Raw genomic sequence first — 18,468 nt, 5'->3', positions numbered from 1 at the left:
GCTTTTTGTTTGCTGACGCGAACCTGAGGGAGGCTCAGCGCTTCTTGATGTCCAGCCGGATGGCGCCCACCGGTTTGCAGCAGCAGGGCAGGCACTCTCCCTCTGAGACAAAGGCGAGCGGCACGGCGGCATAGTGCACCTTGCCTGCCAGCAGCGGCGTGCGGCAGGCGCCGCAATAGCCGCTGCGGCACTGGAACTCCACGTGATGACCGTGGCGCTCCAGGGTTTCCAGCACGCTCTCGCCGGGATGGGCGTGCAGCACGCCATCCTGGGTATGCACCCGTGGCGAGCCTGCGTCGCTCTGGGCGGGGGCCGCGTGCGGGGCAGGGGTCAGCATGCCGGTGGCGTCACTCACAGCTCGAAATCACCCAGGTCTTCGGCATTTACTTCGCTGTCGATCTGACCCACCAGGTAGGAACTCACTTCCACTTCCTGCGGGGCGACCTGCACGTTGTCGGACGACAGCCAGGTGTTGATCCAGGGGATCGGGTTTTGCTTGGCCCCGGCAAAGGCTGGCTGCAGACCCACCGCATTCATGCGCAGGTTGGTGATGTACTCCACGTACTGGCAGAGGATGTCCTTGTTCAGGCCGATCATGGAGCCGTCCTGGAACAGGTACTCGGCCCACTCCTTCTCCTGGATGGCGGCTTCCTTGAACAGCTCGAAGCAGGCCTGCTCGCACTCGGCGGCAATCTCGGCCATCTCGGGGTCGTCCTGGCCGCTGCGCATCAGGTTCAGCATGTGCTGGGTCCCGGTCAGGTGCAGCGCTTCGTCGCGGGCGATCATCTTGATGATCTTGGCGTTGCCCTCCATCAGCTCGCGCTCGGCGAAGGCGAAGGAGCAGGCGAAGCTGACGTAGAAGCGGATCGCTTCCAGCGCGTTGACGCTCATCAGGCACAGGTAGAGTTTCTTTTTCAGCTCGCGCAAGGTGATGGTCACGTCACGACCGGCCACCCGGTGGGTGCCTTCACCGTGCAGGTTGTAGAGCGCGGTCGCCTCGATCAGATCGTCGTAGAAGTGGCTGATGGAACCGGCGCGCTTCAAGATCTGCTCGTTGGTGACGATGTCGTCGAACACCTGGGCGGGGGTGTTGACGATGTTGCGGATGATGTGGGTGTAGGAGCGAGAGTGGATGGTCTCCGAGAAGGCCCAGGTCTCGATCCAGGTTTCCAGCTCTGGAATGGAGACCAGCGGCAGTAGCGCCACGTTGGGGCTGCGACCCTGGATGGAGTCCAGCAGGGTCTGGTACTTCAGGTTGGAGATGAAGATGTGCTGCTCGTGGGGCGGCAGAGCCTGGAAGTCGATGCGGTCGTGGGAGACGTCCACCTCTTCCGGGCGCCAGAAGAAGGAGAGCTGCTTTTCGATCAGCCGTTCGAACACTTCGTGTTTTTGCTGGTCATAACGGGCCACGTTGACCGATTGGCCGAAAAACATCGGCTCCTTGAGCTGGTCGTTTTGGGTCTGGCAGAACGTTGAATAGGCCATGGTGATTTGAATGTCTTGAATAAGGGGAAACAGGAGGGCGGGAGCTTCATGCTCCCGCCCGGTTCATCAGATCTTGCAGGCGCCGCCGGCACAACCGTCATCTTGCAGATCGGTCTGGGCATCGTCCGCACCATCACGGGTGTTGTGATAGTAGAGGGTCTTGAGGCCGTATTTGTAGGCGGTCAGCAAGTCCTTCAGCAGCTGCTTCATCGGTACCTTGTTGCCTTCGAAACGGGCGGGATCGTAGTTGGTGTTGGCGGAGATCGCCTGATCCACAAACTTCTGCATGATACCGACCAGCTGCAGGTAACCATCGACGCTCGGTTGCTTCCAGAGCAATTCGTATTGATCCTTGAGGCGGTCATACTCGGGCACCACCTGCTTGAGGATGCCGTCCTTGGAGGCCTTGACCGACACCAGGCCGCGCGGCGGCTCGATGCCGTTGGTGGCGTTGGAGATCTGGCTGGAGGTCTCGCTCGGCATCAGGGCGGTCAGGGTGGAGTTGCGCAGACCCACGGTGCGGATCTCTTCGCGCAGCGCTTCCCAGTCCAGGTGCAGCGGCTCGTTGCACAGGTTGTCCAGATCCTTTTTATAGGTATCGATGGGCAGGATCCCCTGGGCATAGGTGGTCTCGTTGAAGGCCGGGCAGGGGCCGAACTCGCGGGCCAGCTGCACGGAAGCCTTCAACAGGTAGTACTGGATCGCCTCGAAGGTGCGGTGGGTCAGCGCCAGACCGGAACCGTCGGAGTAGCGGGCACCGTTCTTCGCCAGGTAGTAGGCGTAGTTGATGACGCCGATCCCCAGGGTACGGCGGTTCATGCTGCCCTTCATCGCGGCTTTGAGCGGGTAGTCCTGATAGTCGAGCAGGGCATCCAGAGCGCGCACGGCGAGATCCGCCATCTCTTCCAGATCTTCCAGCTTCTCGATGGCACCCAGGTTGAAGGCAGACAGGGTACAGAGCGCGATCTCGCCCTCTTCGTCATCCACGTTGTTGAGCGGCTTGGTGGGCAGCGCAATCTCGAGGCAGAGGTTGGACTGGCGTACCGGCGCCACGCTCGGATCGAACGGGCTGTGGGTGTTGCAGTGGTCCACGTTCTGGATGTAGATGCGACCGGTACCGGCGCGCTCCTGCATCATCAGGGAGAAGAGATCGACCGCCTTGAGGGTCTTCTTGCGAATGCTCGGGTCCTGCTCGTACTTGACGTAGAGCGCTTCGAACTTGTCCTGATCCGCGAAGAAGGCATCGTACAGGCCAGGTGCATCGGACGGGGAGAACAATGTGATGTCGCCGCCCTTGATGAGGCGCTGATACATCAGCTTGTTGATCTGCACGCCGTAGTCCATGTGACGGACCCGGTTCTCCTCCACGCCGCGGTTGTTCTTCAGAACCAGCAGGCTCTCCACTTCGGTGTGCCACAGCGGGTAGAACAGGGTGGCCGCACCGCCGCGCACGCCGCCCTGGGAGCAGCACTTCACGGCAGTCTGGAAGTACTTGTAGAAGGGGATGCAACCGGTGTGGAACGCTTCGCCGCCACGGATCGGGCTGCCCAGACCACGGATGCGGCCGGCGTTGATGCCGATACCGGCGCGCTGGGATACGTAACGCACGATGGCGCTGGCGGTGGCATTGATGGAATCCAGGCTGTCGTCGCACTCGATCAGCACGCAGGAGCTGAACTGACGGGTCGGGGTGCGCACGCCGCTCATGATCGGGGTCGGCAGCGAGATCTTGAAGGTCGAGACCGCATCATAGAAGCGCTTGATGTAGTCCAGACGGGTATCTTTCGGATACTTGGAGAAGAGGCAGGCCGCTACCAGGATGTAGAGGAACTGCGGGCTCTCATAGATTTCGCCGGTGACGCGGTTCTGGACCAGGTACTTGCCTTCCAGCTGCTTGACCGCCGCGTAGGAGAAGTCCATGTCGCGCCAGTGATCCAGGTGCTGGTTCAGCTCCTCGAATTCGGCCTGGCTGTAGTCTTCCAGCAGGTGCTTGTCGTACTTGCCCATGTCCACCAGCTTGGCGACATGCTGATAGAGGTGGGGCGGCTCGAACTGGCCGTAGGCCTTCTTGCGCAGGTGGAAGATGGCCAGGCGGGCGGCCATGTACTGGTAGTCCGGGCTTTGCTCGGAGATCAGGTCAGCAGCGGCCTTGATGACGGTTTCGTGGATATCGGCGGTACGGATGCCGTCATAGAACTGGATGTGGGACTTGAGTTCCACCTGGGAGACCGACACGTTGTCGAGACCCTCGGCAGCCCAGTCGAGCACGCGGTGAATTTTATCCAGATCGATGGGTTCTTTGTGGCCGTTACGCTTCGTCACAAACAAGTTCATTGGCTGATGACCTTTAGTTGATTCCCGAAAAACCATCGCACGGCGTTCGCCTCCAGGCCTGTGAGAGGCGTGGGAGGTGGGGACCTATTGTGCGATGAATCACAAGATATAGTGTTATTTTGATTTCGAGCTACAAGATAGTGAGGTCGGCCCGGCTTTGCAATCTGTGGATAAGGGATTAGCTGTGGATAAATTGTGGGTGTTCCGCTCTGTGTTAGTGGACGCTCACAGCGAGTGGGTTTTCATCCGTCCGATCCGGTAAATGCAAGTCTGATGATCGAACATGGAAAATTTAAATAACTTTTTTTGCTTGCGAAAAGGGGGTGTTTTTACTAGCAAATTCAGCCTGATTATCCCTTGTGCAGCAAGGGTCAAAAGGTGTCCGATCTCGCCGCTTCCCTGCTTGTCAAACCGCCAAAACGGGGGATCGCTGGGGATCCCCCATTGGTACTGGCAAGGCTCTGCCGCGATCAGTCAACAGTGCTCATCTGGCCACCCTTTGGCGGCAAAGCTGCCTTTGTGATCCATCTCTGTTGTCTGCTTCCTGTACCAGGGGGGCCCGGCACGGGTTGGCAATCTCAGCCCAGCTCGTAGCGCAGCCAGTGGTGCAGGGCCTGCACGGTGTCAAAGTGCAGATCGGCGCCCCACTGGGCCGGATCCTCGTCGTCATTGAGATAACCCCAGCCGGCGACCGCAGTGCGCATGCCGGCGTTGCGGCCGGCCTCGATGTCGCGCACGTGATCCCCTACATAAAGGCAGTGGCTCGCCTCGACGCCCAGCTGGTCGCAGGCAAAGTACATGGGGGCGGGGTCGGGCTTGCGCACCGGCAGGGTGTCGGCGCTGACGGTCACGCCGCAACTGGCGAACTCGGGCAGGGCAGCCAGCAGCGGCTCGGTGAGAAAGCCTGGCTTGTTGGTGACGATGCCCCAGGGCAGCTGCTTCTCGTCGAGCCACTCGATGAGATCCACCATCCCCTCATAGGGGCGGGTGCCAACGCAGAGGTTGGCGGCATAGTAGTCGAGCAGGGCGGTGCGCAGGCGGGTGGCGCCCAGCTCTTCGAGCAGCTCGTCACCAAGACCGGCCCTGAGCAGCCCGAGCGCCCCGTGGGAGGTGGTCTGACGGATGATGTCGTCAGAGAGGGGGGCAAAGCCTTCACTTATCAGCACGTGGTTGACGGCAGCCCCCAGATCGGGCGCGGTGTCGAGCAGGGTGCCGTCCAGATCGAACAGCACGCAGCCAAGGGGTGCAGCGGAGTGAGTCGTCATCAGCCTTGCTCCGGGCGCTCGAACGCCACCATGTAGTTGACGTCGACGTTGCGACCGAGCTTGAAGCTGTTGGAGAGCGGTGCGTAGTGCACCCCGCTCATGTCCCGTACCAGCAGGCCTGCCGCTTCACCCATGTGACACAGTTCGGCGGGGGTGATGAACTTCTTGTGGTCGTGGGTACCCTTGGGCACCATCTTCATCAGGTACTCGGCGCCGAGGATCATCATCAGATAGGCTTTCGGGTTGCGGTTGATGGTGGAGACGAACACCTTGCCGCCCGGGCGTACCAGGGTGGCGATGGCGCGCAGCACGGAGGCGGGGTCCGGCACATGCTCCAGCATCTCCATGCAGGTGACCACGTCGTACTGGGCGGGGGCCTCATCGGCGTGGGCTTCGGCGGTGATCTGGCGATACTCGAGCTCCACGCCCGCTTCGAGGGCATGGAGGCGGGCGACCCCGAGGGGCTCCTTGCCCATGTCGATGCCGGTGACCTTGGCGCCCCGGCGGGCCATGCTCTCGGCGAGAATGCCGCCGCCGCAGCCGATGTCGAGGATGCGCTTGCCGAACAGGCCGCTGCTCTTGTCGGTGATCCAGTCAAGGCGCACCGGGTTTATCTGGTGCAGCGGCTTGAACTCTCCCTCCATGTCCCACCAGCGGGAGGCGATGGCTTCGAATTTGGCAATTTCTGTCAGATCGACATTGGCATCACTGTGCATTTTTTGATGATCCTGTGGCAAGGGCGCGCAGGCTGGGTGGGGCGCGCGCAATCTGTTGTCCTGGCGGGCATTATAACGGACGGACTTTGTCACACCAGCCCGACTTGTTACCGGATTTGTGGCTTAAGGTATTTGGCTCAGTGTGTTACCATGTCGCGCTGTTTAAGCCAAAGAACAACTAATTAGGGATTAAGGCTTTCTATGAGCGATCTGGCCAGAGAGATCACGCCGGTCAACATCGAAGAAGAGCTCAAGAGTTCCTATCTTGATTACGCCATGAGCGTGATCGTAGGACGAGCTCTGCCGGATGTGCGTGATGGCTTGAAACCGGTTCACCGCCGCGTTCTGTATGCAATGAACGAGCTGGGGAACGACTGGAACAAGCCCTATAAAAAATCGGCCCGTGTGGTCGGTGACGTAATCGGTAAATATCACCCGCACGGCGACAGAGCCGTGTATGACACCATCGTTCGCATGGCGCAGGATTTCTCCATGCGTTACATGCTGGTCGATGGTCAGGGCAACTTCGGTTCGGTCGACGGCGACAGCGCCGCCGCCATGCGTTACACCGAAGTGCGGATGGCCCGCATCTCCCACGAGCTGCTGGCCGATCTGGACAAAGAGACCGTGGACTGGGTGCCGAACTATGACGGCACCGAGATGATCCCGGCTGTCATGCCCACCAAGGTTCCCAACCTGCTGGTCAACGGTTCCTCCGGTATTGCGGTGGGTATGGCGACCAACATTCCGCCTCACAACCTCACCGAGATAGTCAACGGCTGTCTGGCGTTGATCGAGAACGGCGACCTCACCATCGACGAGCTGATGACCTACATCACCGGCCCGGATTTCCCCACTGGTGGCATCATCAACGGTCGTTCCGGCATCGTGCAGGCGTACCGTACCGGTCGTGGCTCCGTCTATGTGCGTGCCAAGGCCGAAGTGGAGGTGGACGAGAAGACCAGTCGCGAGACCATCATCGTTCACGAGATCCCCTATCAGGTGAACAAGGCGCGGCTGATCGAGAAGATCGCCGAGCTGGTGAAAGAGAAGAAGATCGAGGGTATCAGTGCCCTGCGCGATGAGTCCGACAAGGACGGCATGCGCATCGTTATCGAGATCAAGCGCGGCGAGTCCGGCGAGATTGTGCTGAACAATCTCTACAAGCACACCCAGATGCAGACCACGTTCGGCATCAACATGGTGGCGCTCGATAACAACCAGCCCAAGGTGATGAACCTCAAAGAGATCCTGGATGCGTTCCTGCTGCACCGCCGTGAAGTGGTGACCCGCCGGACCGTGTTCGAACTGCGCAAGGCGCGGGATCGGGCTCACATCCTGGAAGGCCTGGCGGTGGCGCTGGCCAACATCGACCCGGTCATCGAGCTCATTCGCCACAGCGCGACCCCGGCCGATGCGAAAGCGGGCCTGGTTGCCCGTGGCTGGGAGCTCGGCAACGTGGCCTCCATGCTGGAGAAAGCCGGTGACGACGCAGCCCGCCCCGAGTGGCTGGAACCCGAGTTCGGCATCCGCGAAGGTCACTACTACCTGACCGAGCAGCAGGCCCAGGCCATCCTTGACCTGCGTCTGCACAAGCTGACCGGCCTCGAGCACGAGAAGATCCTGGAAGAGTACCAGTCTCTGCTGGATCTCATCGCCGAGCTGCTGTTCATCCTGGCGAGCCCGGTGCGGTTGATGGAAGTGATCCGTGACGAACTGCTGGCCGTGCGCGAGCAGTACGGCGACGAGCGTCGCACCGAGATCAGCATGTCCAGTGCCGAGATCAACATCGAAGATCTGATCACCCCGGAAGACGTGGTCGTGACCTTGTCTCACCAGGGTTACGTGAAGTATCAGCCGCTCTCCGACTACGAGGCCCAGCGCCGCGGTGGTCGTGGCAAGTCGGCTACCCGGATCAAGGAAGAGGACTTTGTGGAACGTCTGTTGGTGGCCAACACCCACGACACCATTCTGTGCTTCTCCACCCGTGGCAAGGTCTACTGGCTCAAGGTGTATCAACTGCCGGAGGCGTCCCGTGGCGCCCGCGGTCGTCCGATCATCAACCTGCTGCCGCTGGATGAGGGTGAGCGCATCACCGCCATCCTGCCGGTTAAAGAATATGACGCCGACAAGTATGTGTTCTTCGCCACCGCCAACGGTACCGTGAAGAAGACCAGCCTGTCCGATTTCAGCCGTCCGCTCTCCTCCGGCATCCGCGCCATCAACCTCAAAGAGGGTGATGAGCTGATCGGGGTGGACATCACCGATGGCAGCAACGAGATCATGCTGTTCTCCGATGCGGGCAAGGTTGTTCGCTTCGCGGAAGGCAGCGGTCGCGCTGATGCCGATGCCACTGACGAAGTCGACACCGACGACGACGCCGGCAACGACGATGATGGCAGCGACAACGGCGAAGGCACCGAAAGCAAGGGCACCTTCAAGGGCGTACGTCCCATGGGTCGTACCGCTGCCGGTGTGCGCGGCATCAAGCTGGGCGCCGGTGACAAGGTGGTGTCCCTCATCGTGCCGCGTGGCGACGGGGCCATCCTCACCGCTACCGAGAACGGTTACGGCAAGCGTACCGCGCTGGACGAGTACCCGACCAAGAGCCGCGGCACCCAGGGCGTCATCTCCATCAAGGTGGATGAGCGCAACGGCAAGGTGATCGATGCGATCCAGGTCGAAGATACCGACCAGATCATGCTGATCACCAACGGCGGTACTCTGGTACGTACCCGGGTGTCCGAGGTGAGCGTCATCGGCCGCAACACCGGCGGTGTGCGTCTGATCCGTACCGGTGAAGACGAGACCGTGGTCGGTCTGCAGCGGGTTGCCGAGAGCGACGAAGACGAAAACGAAGTGCTGGCCGTTGAAGGGGAGGTGTCTGAAGGCACCGATACCGCAGCGGACACCGGTGCTGTCGATGCAGGTGAAGCGGGCGACGAATAATCGCTCCTCTTTACCCGATACCAAAGAGCGGCCACATGGCCGCTCTTTTCATTGGCTCGCTTGTCGCTGGCGTCCCCCGTTATCCTCCTTCCTTCTCTTCCTTTTTCCCCTGTCCAGTCTTGCCTGCCATGGCAGGAAGAACAGGCACTACCCGCTTGCCAGGCTGCTCCCAAGGGCGAATGTCCTCGACACGGCTCCTTCATGTGAATGTCATTGCTCTGTCATGGCGGCCAGCCATGCTGCTCCCGTTGGAGAGAAACCACCATAAACGCAGGTAACGCCTGCCAGGAGCATGTCATGACCAGCTGGGTAATGTGGGAGATCTGGTGGAGCCGGGTATGGGGCGAGGCAGAGATGGATGCCCACGCAGGCGAACATGAACCTGAGGTGGCACATGAGCCAGCCCGTTTGCCCGCCGAGTTGATTGCCCACCGCAGCAAGGCCAGTGCGTCGCGACCAAGGGGCTGAGGCTTTGCCCGTGGCGGGCTTGACGGGCGCCTAGAACAGCCGCAACTGCTCGCCAGGGCGGATGAAGGCATCCTGGCGCAGTTGAAAATGGCGCTTGCCGAGCCCGAGCCGCTTGGCAATCAACCGAAAGCGCTGGGCCAGCAGATCGGCAAACTGGCCTTCTCCCCGCATCCGGCTGCCGAAGGCGGGACTGTTGAGGGCGCCGTCCCGGCTGGCCCGCAGCTGGTTGAGGATAGCCTCCTTCTGGCCGGGATAGTGTTGCTCAAGCCAGTCACTGAACAGCGGTGCCAGTTCGTGGGGCAGTCGCAACAGGATATAGTCGGCGCAGTGGGCGCCGGCCTCGGCAGCGCCTTTGATGATCTGCTCGAGCTCGGGCTCGTTGAGGCGCGGGATCATGGGCGCCGCCAGCACGCCGACCGGCACACCGGCACCGGCCAGTTTCTCCACCACCTTGAGCCGGCCGGCCCCGGTGCTGGCTCTTGGCTCCAGCTGTCGCCGCAACGTCTCATTCAAGGTGGTGACCGACACCATCACCTGGCACAGCTCCTCCCGGGCCAGCTCCGTCAGCAGATCGAGGTCGCGCAATATCATGGCGCTCTTGGTGATGATCCCGACCGGATGGCGGTGGGCCAGCATCACCTCGAGCAGCTGGCGGGTGAGGCGATAGCGATGCTCGATGGGCTGATAGGGGTCGGTATTGGCTCCCAGCACTATGGTCTGCGGCTGATAGGCAGGTCTGGCAAACTCCTGGCGCAGCAGCTCGGCGGCATTGAGTTTGGCGAACAAGCGGGTCTCGAAGTCGAGGCCGGGGGAGAGCTCGAGATAGGCGTGGCTCGGTCTGGCGTAGCAATAAATGCAGCCGTGTTCACAGCCCTGATAGGGGTTGATGGAGCGGCTGAAAGGGACGTCGGGAGAGCTGTTGTAACTGATGATGCTGCGGGCGCTGATCTCCGTCACCTCAGTGCGGGGATCGCTGGCGGTAAATGCCGTTTCCCACTCGGGTTGGGACCAGCCGTCGTCGACCGCATCGACCCGCTGGCCGCTGAAACGGTGATCAACATTGTGAGAACTGCCTCGACCAGCCATCGCACCCTACCACTACTGTTTATATATACAGTTATCATGCTGACCTCCATTGCCGAATGCAAGCGCTGCCGACCTAGGCCGCCATAAAAAGCATGTCAAAGGGATCTCTTGCTTGATCGCGGCGCTACATTTCGTTTACATAGACGAAATGCGAACTGGATCACGGAAATCATCATGGCACCCATCACCTCCCGCTGGCTCTTCATCACTGTCATTGCGCTGGTTATCTGGCGTCTGATCCCGCTCTCCACCGAGCAGGAGCTGGCCTCGGCCAATCGCGCCTGGCGCACCGGTCACTTCGATGAGGCGACCCGGATCTGGTCGCCGCTGGCCGAACAGGGCCAGCCACGGGCCCAGGCGCTGATGGGCTGGAGCCATGAAGTGGGGCAGGGGAGCGAGCAGGATATCAGCCGGGCCATCACGCTCTATCGTCAGGCGGCGCAGGCGGGGGATGCCTTCGGCCAATACCGGCTGGGGGAGGTCTACCTGCGGGGGGCCGGGGTGAGGCGGGATCTGCGCGAGGCGTTTCACTGGATGGAGCTGGCTGCCAAGAACGGCGATGTACCCGCCATGTTGAAGGTGGGCGTACTGCATCTGATGGGGGTCAGCGGGCGGGTCGATCTGCCCCGTGCCAAGGAGTGGCTCTATCAGGCCGCCAAGCAGGGCAATCAGCTGGCGCTCAAGGTGCTGCAGGAGCTGGAACTGGCGCAGGAGGGGAGCTCCACGTTCGATTTTAACTGGCAGTCCCTGCTGGGGGAATAGCTGCCAAGCACTTCATCTGACTGTAGAAAATCTCAGCAAACCCGATACAGCCCTGCCTACTTCTGGTAGCATGGTCCGGTTTTTGGTTTGTCTTGCGACGTTGAACGGGTTGTTTGCGTCGCGGGGCGCCTTCGCAAAGTGCTGTGGAGAGCCAGAACATCACCCATTTTTGAATGAATCTTTCCATCCCGCATGTGCCCTTTGGTAGGGGGCACCACTGTATAAGGAAACACACAATGCCAATCATTACTCTGCCTGATGGCAGCCAACGTCAATTTGCCCACGCCGTTTCCGTCATGGATGTGGCCGCGGACATCGGTCCCGGTCTCGCCAAGGCGTGCATTGCCGGTCGGGTAAACGGTGAACTGGTGGATGCCTGCGAGCTGATCGAAGCCGATGCCTCCCTGGCGATCATCACCGCCAAAGACGAAGAAGGTCTGGACATCCTGCGCCACTCCTGTGCTCACCTGCTGGGTCATGCCATCAAGCAACTCTGGCCCCAGACCAAGATGGCCATCGGTCCCGTCATCGACAACGGTTTCTACTACGACATCGATCTCGATCGCACCCTGACCGACGAAGATCTGGCGGCGCTGGAAGAGCGCATGCTGGCGCTGGCCGCCAAGGATTACGACGTCATCAAGAAGAAGGTCTCCTGGCAGGAAGCACGCGACGTGTTCGAAGCCCGTGGCGAGACCTACAAGGTCGAGATCCTGGATCAGAATATTGCCCGTGATGACCAGCCCGGTCTGTATCATCACGAAGAGTACATCGACATGTGTCGCGGCCCGCACGTGCCCAACATGCGTCACTGCCACCACTTCAAGTTGCAGAAGATGTCCGGCGCCTACTGGCGCGGCGACTCCAACAACAAGATGCTGCAGCGCATCTACGGCACCGCCTGGGCCGACAAGAAGCAGCTCAAGGCTTACCTGCAGCGCCTGGAAGAGGCCGCCAAGCGCGACCACCGCAAGATCGGCAAGCAGCTCGACCTGTATCACATGCAGGAAGAAGCGCCCGGCATGGTGTTCTGGCACAACGATGGCTGGACCATCTTCCGCGAGCTGGAGACTTTCATCCGCGGCAAGCTCAAAGAGTACGACTATCAGGAGGTGAAAGGCCCCTTCATGATGGATCGCGTGCTGTGGGAGCGTTCAGGTCACTGGGAGAAATACGCCCAGGCCATGTTCACCACCCAGTCCGAGAACCGCGAGTACGCCATCAAGCCGATGAACTGCCCGGGTCACGTGCAGATCTTCAACCAGGGTCTGAAATCCTACCGCGATCTGCCGCTGCGCATGGCCGAGTTCGGCTCCTGCCACCGCAACGAGCCGTCCGGCTCCCTGCATGGCCTGATGCGGGTACGTGGTTTCACCCAGGATGACGCGCACATCTTCTGTACCGAAGAGCAGATCATGGAAGAGGTGTCGGCCTGTATCCGCATGGTCTACGACGTCTATGGCACCTTCGGCTTCGAGAACATCGTGGTCAAGCTCTCCACTCGTCCGGAACAGCGTATCGGCTCCGATGAGGCCTGGGATCGCGCCGAGGCCGCGCTGGCCGAGGCCCTGGTGCTGAACGGTCTGAAGTACGATCTGCAGCCGGGTGAGGGAGCCTTCTACGGTCCCAAGATCGAATTTACCCTGCACGATTGCCTTGATCGTGCGTGGCAATGTGGTACCGTGCAGCTCGATTTTGCCCTGCCGGGCCGTCTGGGCGCCACCTACGTGGGTGAAGACAACGAACGTCATGTTCCCGTGATGATCCACCGCGCCATTCTGGGCTCGCTGGAACGTTTCATCGGGATCCTGACCGAAGAGTACGCCGGACTGTTCCCGACCTGGCTGGCACCGACTCAAGCCGTGGTCATGAATATCACCGACAATCAGGCCGATTATGCAGTGAAAGTAGCCAAAGCATTGAATGATGCGGGCCTTCGCGCAAAAGCGGACTTGAGAAATGAGAAGATTGGCTTTAAAATCCGCGAGCATACTTTGAAGCGAGTACCCTTCATGCTGGTCTGCGGCGATAAAGAAGTAGAAGCCGGCAAGATTGCAGTGCGTACTCGTAAAGGGGCTGACCTGGGCACTTATCCTGTTGAAGAGCTGATTGCTCTGTTGACCCAGGAAGTTCAGACCCGCGGACAAAAGAAAGTGGAGGAATAAGCTATAAAAGGCGGAAAAAAACTGGGCAAGCAACCGCAAGCCCGCGCTCACCGGATCAACGAAGAGATCCGTCTGAAAGAAGTTCGTCTGACTGGTCTGGATGGTGAAGCCATTGGCATCACCTCCATCCAGGATGCTCTGAACTTGGCCCTTGAGGCCGGAGTGGATCTGGTCGAGATCAGTCCGAACGCTGAGCCGCCCGTTTGTCGGATCATGGATTACGGCAAATTCCTCTACGAAAAGAGCAAGACCACCAAAGAACAGAAGAAAAAGCAGAAAGTCGTCCAGGTCAAGGAAATCAAATTCCGTCCTGGCACCGACGAAGGCGACTATCAGGTAAAACTACGCAACCTGGTTCGCTTTCTGGAAGACGGGGACAAGGCAAAGGTCACCCTGCGCTTCCGTGGTCGTGAAATGGCCCACCAGGAACTTGGTATCAAGGTTCTGGAGCGAGTCAAGAACGATCTGGAAGAGCTGGCCGTAGTCGAATCGTTCCCGAAAGTCGAAGGCCGTCAAGCTGTGATGGTCCTCGCACCTAAGAAGAAATCTTAAGGCCCACAAGAAATTGACTCATGGGGCTGGCCCCATGAGTCGGTTCGCCTTGCGATTTTGTTGTCACTCACAATGCGGAGTATGAAATGCCGAAGATGAAAACCAACCGGGGCGCCGCAAAGCGCTTCAAGAAGACTGGCTCAGGTCGCTTCAAGTGCAAGCACAACCACCTGCGTCACATCCTGACCAAGAAGAGCAGTAAGCGTAAGCGTCAGCTGGGACCGAAGTTCTTTGTTTCCGCTGCCGACCACAAACGTGTTGTCGCTTGTCTGCCGTACGCATAAGGGGGGATGTGAAAAATGCCAAGAGTTAAACGTGGTGTGACCGCTCGCGCTCGTCACAAGAAAGTAATGAAAGCCGCCAAGGGTTACTACGGCGCCCGTTCCCGTGTCTACCGCGTAGCGGTACAAGCGGTAACCAAAGCTGGTCAGTATGCCTACCGTGACCGTCGCCAGAAAAAGCGTCAGTTCCGTCAACTGTGGATTGCTCGTATCAACGCAGCAGCCCGTCAGAACGGTCTGTCCTACAGCCGTCTGATCAACGGTCTGAAGAAGGCTTCCATCGAGATCGATCGCAAGATCCTGTCCGATATCGCCGTTCACGACAAGCTGGCTTTCACCGCCCTGGTTGAAAAGGCCAAAGCAGCTCTGGTCTAATCCGGTTCTGTTATAAATGCTAAAAGGAGGCTCAGGCCTCCTTTTTTGTTGTCTGTCATTTGTCGTTTGCAGGCAGTGATGACTTTACCATCATGATAGCCATACATATGGCCACATATGCCATCAAACTAAAATTGTGTAGCCAATCGCAAAGAAAAACCCGGTCCGGCTCGAAGCCCTACTTGATAACAAAATGATTTCTAGGGAGAAAAGGGCACCTTAACTATGGTCAGTGAAGGGGCTTTTTTTGTATTATTCCCCTCTTGACCTTATTTAGCCTAAAGGCTCCTGTATCGGGAGTGGTGACGAGGAAGACATGCAACAGCTTGAAGAAGTAGTCGGCCAAGCCAGGGCCGAAATTGAGGGCGTAAGCGACATCGCCGCCCTTGACGAAATCCGGGTCAAATATCTGGGTAAAAAGGGCTTTTTTACCGAGCAGATGAAGGGCCTGGGCGCCCTGTCCGCTGAAGAGCGTCCCGCCGCGGGCGCCGTGATCAACCAGGCCAAACAGCAGGTTCAGGATGCCCTGAACGAGCGTCGTGAAGCCCTCGAAATCGCCGTGCTGAACCAGAAGCTGGCCGCCGAGACCATCGACGTCAGCCTGCCGGGCCGCCGCATCGAGAATGGCGGTCTGCACCCGGTGACCCGCACCATCGAGCGCATCGAACGCCTGTTTGGCGAGATGGGCTTCAAGGTTGCCCGTGGTCCCGAGATTGAAGATGGCTTCCACAACTTCGATGCGTTGAACATCCCGGCTCATCACCCGGCGCGTACCGATCACGATACCTTCTACTTCAATCCTGATTTGATGTTGCGTACCCACACCTCCGGTGTGCAGATCCGCACCATGGAACATCAGCAGCCGCCGATCCGCATCATCGCGCCGGGCCGCGTCTATCGTAACGACTACGACATGACCCACACCCCGATGTTCCACCAGGTCGAAGGCCTGCTGGTCGACGAGCATGCCAGCTTCACCGAGCTGAAAGGGATCCTGCACGACTTCCTGCGCAACTACTTCGAGGAAGACCTGACCATTCGCTTCCGTCCTTCCTACTTCCCGTTTACCGAGCCTAGCGCCGAAGTGGACGTGATGGGCAAGAACGGCAAGTGGCTGGAAGTGCTGGGCTGCGGCATGGTGCACCCGAACGTGCTGCGTTCGGTCGGCATCGATCCGGAAAAATACTCCGGCTTTGCCTTCGGCATGGGCGTTGAGCGCCTGACCATGCTGCGTTACGGGGTCAACGACCTGCGTGCCTTCTTCGAAAACGACCTGCGCTTCCTCAAGCAGTTCAAGTAAGGGCGAGAGAACATGAAATTCAGTAAATCCTGGGTGATGGAGTGGGTCCGCACCGAGTTGAGTGACAATGCACTGGCCGAGCAGATCACCATGGCCGGTCTGGAAGTGGATGCCGTGGAAGCGGTGGCCGGCCAGTTCAACAACGTGGTGGTGGGTGAAGTAGTCGAGTGCGCCCAGCATCCGGACGCCGACAAGCTGCGGGTGACCAAGGTCAACGTGGGCGAGGCCGAGCTGCTGGACATCGTCTGCGGCGCGCCGAACTGTCGCCAAGGCCTGAAAGTCTGCGTGGCCAAAGTAGGGGCGACCCTGCCGGGTGATTTCACCATCAAGAAAGCCAAGCTGCGTGGCCAGCCGTCTCACGGCATGCTCTGCTCCTTCAGCGAGCTGGGGATCGACGTCGAAGCCGATGGCATCATCGAGCTGCCGCTGGATGCCCCCATCGGGACCGATATCCGTGAATATCTCGCGCTCAACGACGTCAGCATCGATGTGGATCTGACCCCGAACCGTGCCGACTGCCTCGGCATCGCGGGTCTGGCCCGTGAAATCGGCGTGCTCAACAGCGTGGACGTGGTCGAGCCGACCTGGGCGCCGGCTGTTGCCACCATCGACGCTACCTTCCCGATCCGGGTTGAAGCGCCGGCAGATTGCCCCCGTTATCTCGGCCGTGTCATCAAGGGGCTGAACCTGCACGCCCAGAGCCCGCTCTGGATGCAGGAGAAGCTGCGCCGTGGCGGCATTCGTTCCATCGATGCCATCGTCGACATCACCAACTACCTGCTGCTGGAATACGGTCAGCCGATGCACGCCTTCGATCTGGCGACGCTTGAAGGGGAACTGGTGGTGCGCCGCGCTCGTAGCGATGAGCCGATGACTCTGCTCGATGGCAATGAAGTGAAGCTGAAAGAGACGACTCTGGTGATTGCCGATGCCAAAGGTCCTGCCTGCATGGCCGGCATCTTCGGTGGCGATCGCACCGGTGTCTCCGAGACCACTACCGACATCCTGCTGGAGTGCGCCTTCTTCGCGCCGCTCTCCATCACCGGCCGTGCCCGTGCCTACGGTCTGCACACCGACTCTTCCCACCGTTTCGAGCGCGGGGTGGATCCGCAGCTGCAGACCAAGGTGATGGACAGAGCCACCCGTCTGCTGCTGGATATCTGCGGCGGTGAAGCGGGCCCGGTCATCGAAGTCAAATCCGATGCCCATCTGCCCAAGGCTGCCCCCATCAGGCTGCGTCGTACCAAGCTCGACAAGGTGATCGGCATCAGCGTGGCAGATGCTCAGGTGGTCGAGATCCTGACCCGTCTGGGCATGCAGGTAACCATTGAAGCCGACGGCTGGACCGCGCTGGCCCCCTCCTGGCGTTTCGATATCGCCATCGAGGAAGACCTCATCGAGGAAGTAGCCCGCATCTACGGCTACAACAACATCCCGAATCTCAAACCCGCTGCCTCTCTGGCGATGGTGGAGCAGGCAGAAGGGCAGGTGACCTTGAAGCGCATGCGCGACCTGCTGGTTGATCGCGGCTTCCAGGAAGCGATCACCTACAGCTTCGTCGATCCCAAGGCTCAGCAGACCCTGTTCCCGCAGAGCGATGCCATCGTGCTGCCGAACCCGATCTCGGTCGAGATGTCCGCCATGCGCGTCTCTCTGTTCCCGGGTCTGGTGCAGGCCGTGGTTTACAACCAGAACCGCCAGCAGCCGCGGGTGCGCCTGTTCGAGCAGGGCCTGCGCTTCATCAAGGATGAAAATGCCGAGAACGGCATTCGTCAGGAGCCCATGCTGGCCGGCATCATCACCGGCAACCAGAGCGACGAGCACTGGGACATCAAGAGCCGCGCTGCCGACTTCTTTGATTTGAAAGGGGATCTGGAAGCGGTGCTGGATCTGACCGCCGAAGGGGCTACCTTCAGCTTCGAGCGTGCCGAGCACAGTGCCCTGCACCCGGGCCAGAGCGCGGCCATCCTGCGCAATGGCGTGGTCATCGGCCACATCGGCGTGATCCATCCGAGCCTCGAGAAGAAGCTGGGTCTGAAGAGTCGCGCCGTCATGTTCGAACTGGAGCTGGACAAGCTGACCCCGGCCAAGGTGCCGGTTGCTGCCGAGGTTTCCAAGTTCCCTGCCAACCGTCGTGACATCGCCGTGGTGGTTGATCGTCATGTCCTGGCCGGTGATGTCCTCGCAGTAATTAAAAAAGTTGGCGGAAATCAGGTAGTTGGAATAAACTTGTTTGACGTATACCAGGGTGCTGGCATGGCAGAGGACAAGAAGAGCCTGGCCATCAGTCTTGTTCTGCAAGACACCCAGCGCACTCTGGAGGAGAAAGAGATTGCCGAGACCGTAGACAATGTCGTGCGGGCCCTTGGTGAAGAGTTGAATGCATCCTTGAGGGATTGATCTATGGCGCTTACCAAAGCCGACATTGCAGAGCACCTGTTCACCCAGCTCGGGATGAGCAAGCGTGAAGCCAAAGATATGGTGGAAGCCTTCTTTGAAGAGATCAGACAAGCGCTTGAGCGTGGTGAACAAGTCAAGATTTCAGGCTTCGGTAACTTTGATCTTCGTGAGAAGAACCAGCGTCCTGGACGTAACCCGAAAACCGGCGAAGATATTCCTATCAGCGCCCGGCGGGTGGTCACCTTCCGCCCTGGTCAGAAGCTCAAGGCCAGGGTCGAAAATGTTGAGCCCAACGAGTGACAAAAAGCCAGGCAGCCGCCTGGCTTTTAT

Annotated in this window: 16 protein-coding genes; 10 read left to right on the top strand and 6 right to left on the bottom strand. The window is 59.7% G+C overall.

Annotated features, from left to right (window positions below; translation table 11 throughout):
- Positions 1-34: 34 nt before the first annotated feature.
- The 5 genes from yfaE to ubiG all read right to left on the bottom strand — a co-directional run bounded on the left by yfaE (position 35) and on the right by ubiG (position 5,800).
- On the bottom strand, positions 35-355 hold the full coding sequence (yfaE, locus tag C2U40_RS10505; protein WP_162498775.1) for a class I ribonucleotide reductase maintenance protein YfaE: 321 nt from the start codon (positions 353-355) through the stop codon (positions 35-37).
- Complete coding sequence (gene nrdB, locus C2U40_RS10500; RefSeq protein ID WP_011706176.1) at positions 352-1,485, bottom strand: class Ia ribonucleoside-diphosphate reductase subunit beta; 1,134 nt, start codon at positions 1,483-1,485, stop codon at positions 352-354. The genes yfaE and nrdB overlap by 4 nt, the downstream gene beginning before the upstream one ends.
- Positions 1,486-1,551: 66 nt before the next feature.
- Entirely contained in the window at positions 1,552-3,819 is a 2,268-nt protein-coding gene (nrdA, locus tag C2U40_RS10495; protein WP_016350655.1) for a class 1a ribonucleoside-diphosphate reductase subunit alpha, read from the bottom strand.
- A gap of 578 nt (positions 3,820-4,397) precedes the next feature.
- Positions 4,398-5,084 (bottom strand): HAD family hydrolase, encoded by a 687-nt coding sequence (locus C2U40_RS10490; RefSeq protein ID WP_103826858.1) that lies wholly within the window; start codon positions 5,082-5,084, stop codon positions 4,398-4,400.
- Positions 5,084-5,800: a bifunctional 2-polyprenyl-6-hydroxyphenol methylase/3-demethylubiquinol 3-O-methyltransferase UbiG gene (gene ubiG, locus C2U40_RS10485; RefSeq protein WP_181014693.1), complete on the bottom strand. Its 717-nt coding sequence runs from the start codon at positions 5,798-5,800 to the stop codon at positions 5,084-5,086. The genes C2U40_RS10490 and ubiG overlap by 1 nt, the downstream gene beginning before the upstream one ends.
- A gap of 201 nt (positions 5,801-6,001) precedes the next feature.
- Here ubiG and gyrA point away from each other — a divergent pair, with 201 nt between their 5' ends.
- The gene (gene gyrA, locus C2U40_RS10480) at positions 6,002-8,749 is read left to right on the top strand and encodes a DNA topoisomerase (ATP-hydrolyzing) subunit A (RefSeq protein WP_103826860.1); all 2,748 of its coding nucleotides are present in this window, start codon (positions 6,002-6,004) and stop codon (positions 8,747-8,749) included.
- Between the two features lie 297 nt (positions 8,750-9,046).
- The gene (locus C2U40_RS26520) at positions 9,047-9,217 is read left to right on the top strand and encodes a hypothetical protein (RefSeq protein WP_181014694.1); all 171 of its coding nucleotides are present in this window, start codon (positions 9,047-9,049) and stop codon (positions 9,215-9,217) included.
- A 30-nt stretch (positions 9,218-9,247) separates the two neighbouring features.
- Here C2U40_RS26520 and C2U40_RS10475 read toward each other — a convergent pair whose 3' ends face one another.
- A complete protein-coding gene (locus tag C2U40_RS10475) occupies positions 9,248-10,303 on the bottom strand; it encodes a PA0069 family radical SAM protein (RefSeq protein WP_103826861.1) in 1,056 nt (351 codons plus the stop codon).
- 174 nt (positions 10,304-10,477) lie between these two features.
- Here C2U40_RS10475 and C2U40_RS10470 point away from each other — a divergent pair, with 174 nt between their 5' ends.
- From C2U40_RS10470 to ihfA, 8 genes are all read left to right on the top strand, one after another.
- Positions 10,478-11,065: a tetratricopeptide repeat protein gene (locus C2U40_RS10470; protein ID WP_181014695.1), complete on the top strand. Its 588-nt coding sequence runs from the start codon at positions 10,478-10,480 to the stop codon at positions 11,063-11,065.
- Between the two features lie 236 nt (positions 11,066-11,301).
- Positions 11,302-13,230 (top strand): threonine--tRNA ligase, encoded by a 1,929-nt coding sequence (gene thrS / locus C2U40_RS10465; RefSeq protein ID WP_039213599.1) that lies wholly within the window; start codon positions 11,302-11,304, stop codon positions 13,228-13,230.
- Positions 13,231-13,233: 3 nt separating this feature from the next.
- Positions 13,234-13,782, top strand: coding sequence for a translation initiation factor IF-3 (gene infC / locus C2U40_RS10460; protein WP_026080374.1), 549 nt, complete (start codon positions 13,234-13,236; stop codon positions 13,780-13,782).
- A gap of 86 nt (positions 13,783-13,868) precedes the next feature.
- Positions 13,869-14,066, top strand: a complete 198-nt coding sequence (gene rpmI / locus C2U40_RS10455) for a 50S ribosomal protein L35 (RefSeq protein ID WP_005300673.1) — start codon at positions 13,869-13,871, stop codon at positions 14,064-14,066.
- 15 nt (positions 14,067-14,081) lie between these two features.
- A complete protein-coding gene (gene rplT / locus C2U40_RS10450) occupies positions 14,082-14,438 on the top strand; it encodes a 50S ribosomal protein L20 (RefSeq protein ID WP_005300683.1) in 357 nt (118 codons plus the stop codon).
- 316 nt (positions 14,439-14,754) lie between these two features.
- Complete coding sequence (pheS, locus tag C2U40_RS10445) at positions 14,755-15,738, top strand: phenylalanine--tRNA ligase subunit alpha (protein ID WP_011706167.1); 984 nt, start codon at positions 14,755-14,757, stop codon at positions 15,736-15,738.
- 12 nt (positions 15,739-15,750) lie between these two features.
- Entirely contained in the window at positions 15,751-18,138 is a 2,388-nt protein-coding gene (gene pheT, locus C2U40_RS10440) for a phenylalanine--tRNA ligase subunit beta (RefSeq protein ID WP_103826863.1), read from the top strand.
- A 3-nt stretch (positions 18,139-18,141) separates the two neighbouring features.
- A complete protein-coding gene (ihfA, locus tag C2U40_RS10435; RefSeq protein WP_005300715.1) occupies positions 18,142-18,438 on the top strand; it encodes an integration host factor subunit alpha in 297 nt (98 codons plus the stop codon).
- Positions 18,439-18,468: the final 30 nt, after the last annotated feature.

Origin of the sequence: Aeromonas sp. ASNIH4, from assembly GCF_002934425.1 — a bacterium.
In the GTDB taxonomy this organism is placed as follows: domain Bacteria; phylum Pseudomonadota; class Gammaproteobacteria; order Enterobacterales; family Aeromonadaceae; genus Aeromonas; species Aeromonas hydrophila.
The sequence above is the reverse complement of the archived record's forward strand: the minus strand, read 5'-3'. Positions and strand labels throughout refer to the sequence as shown.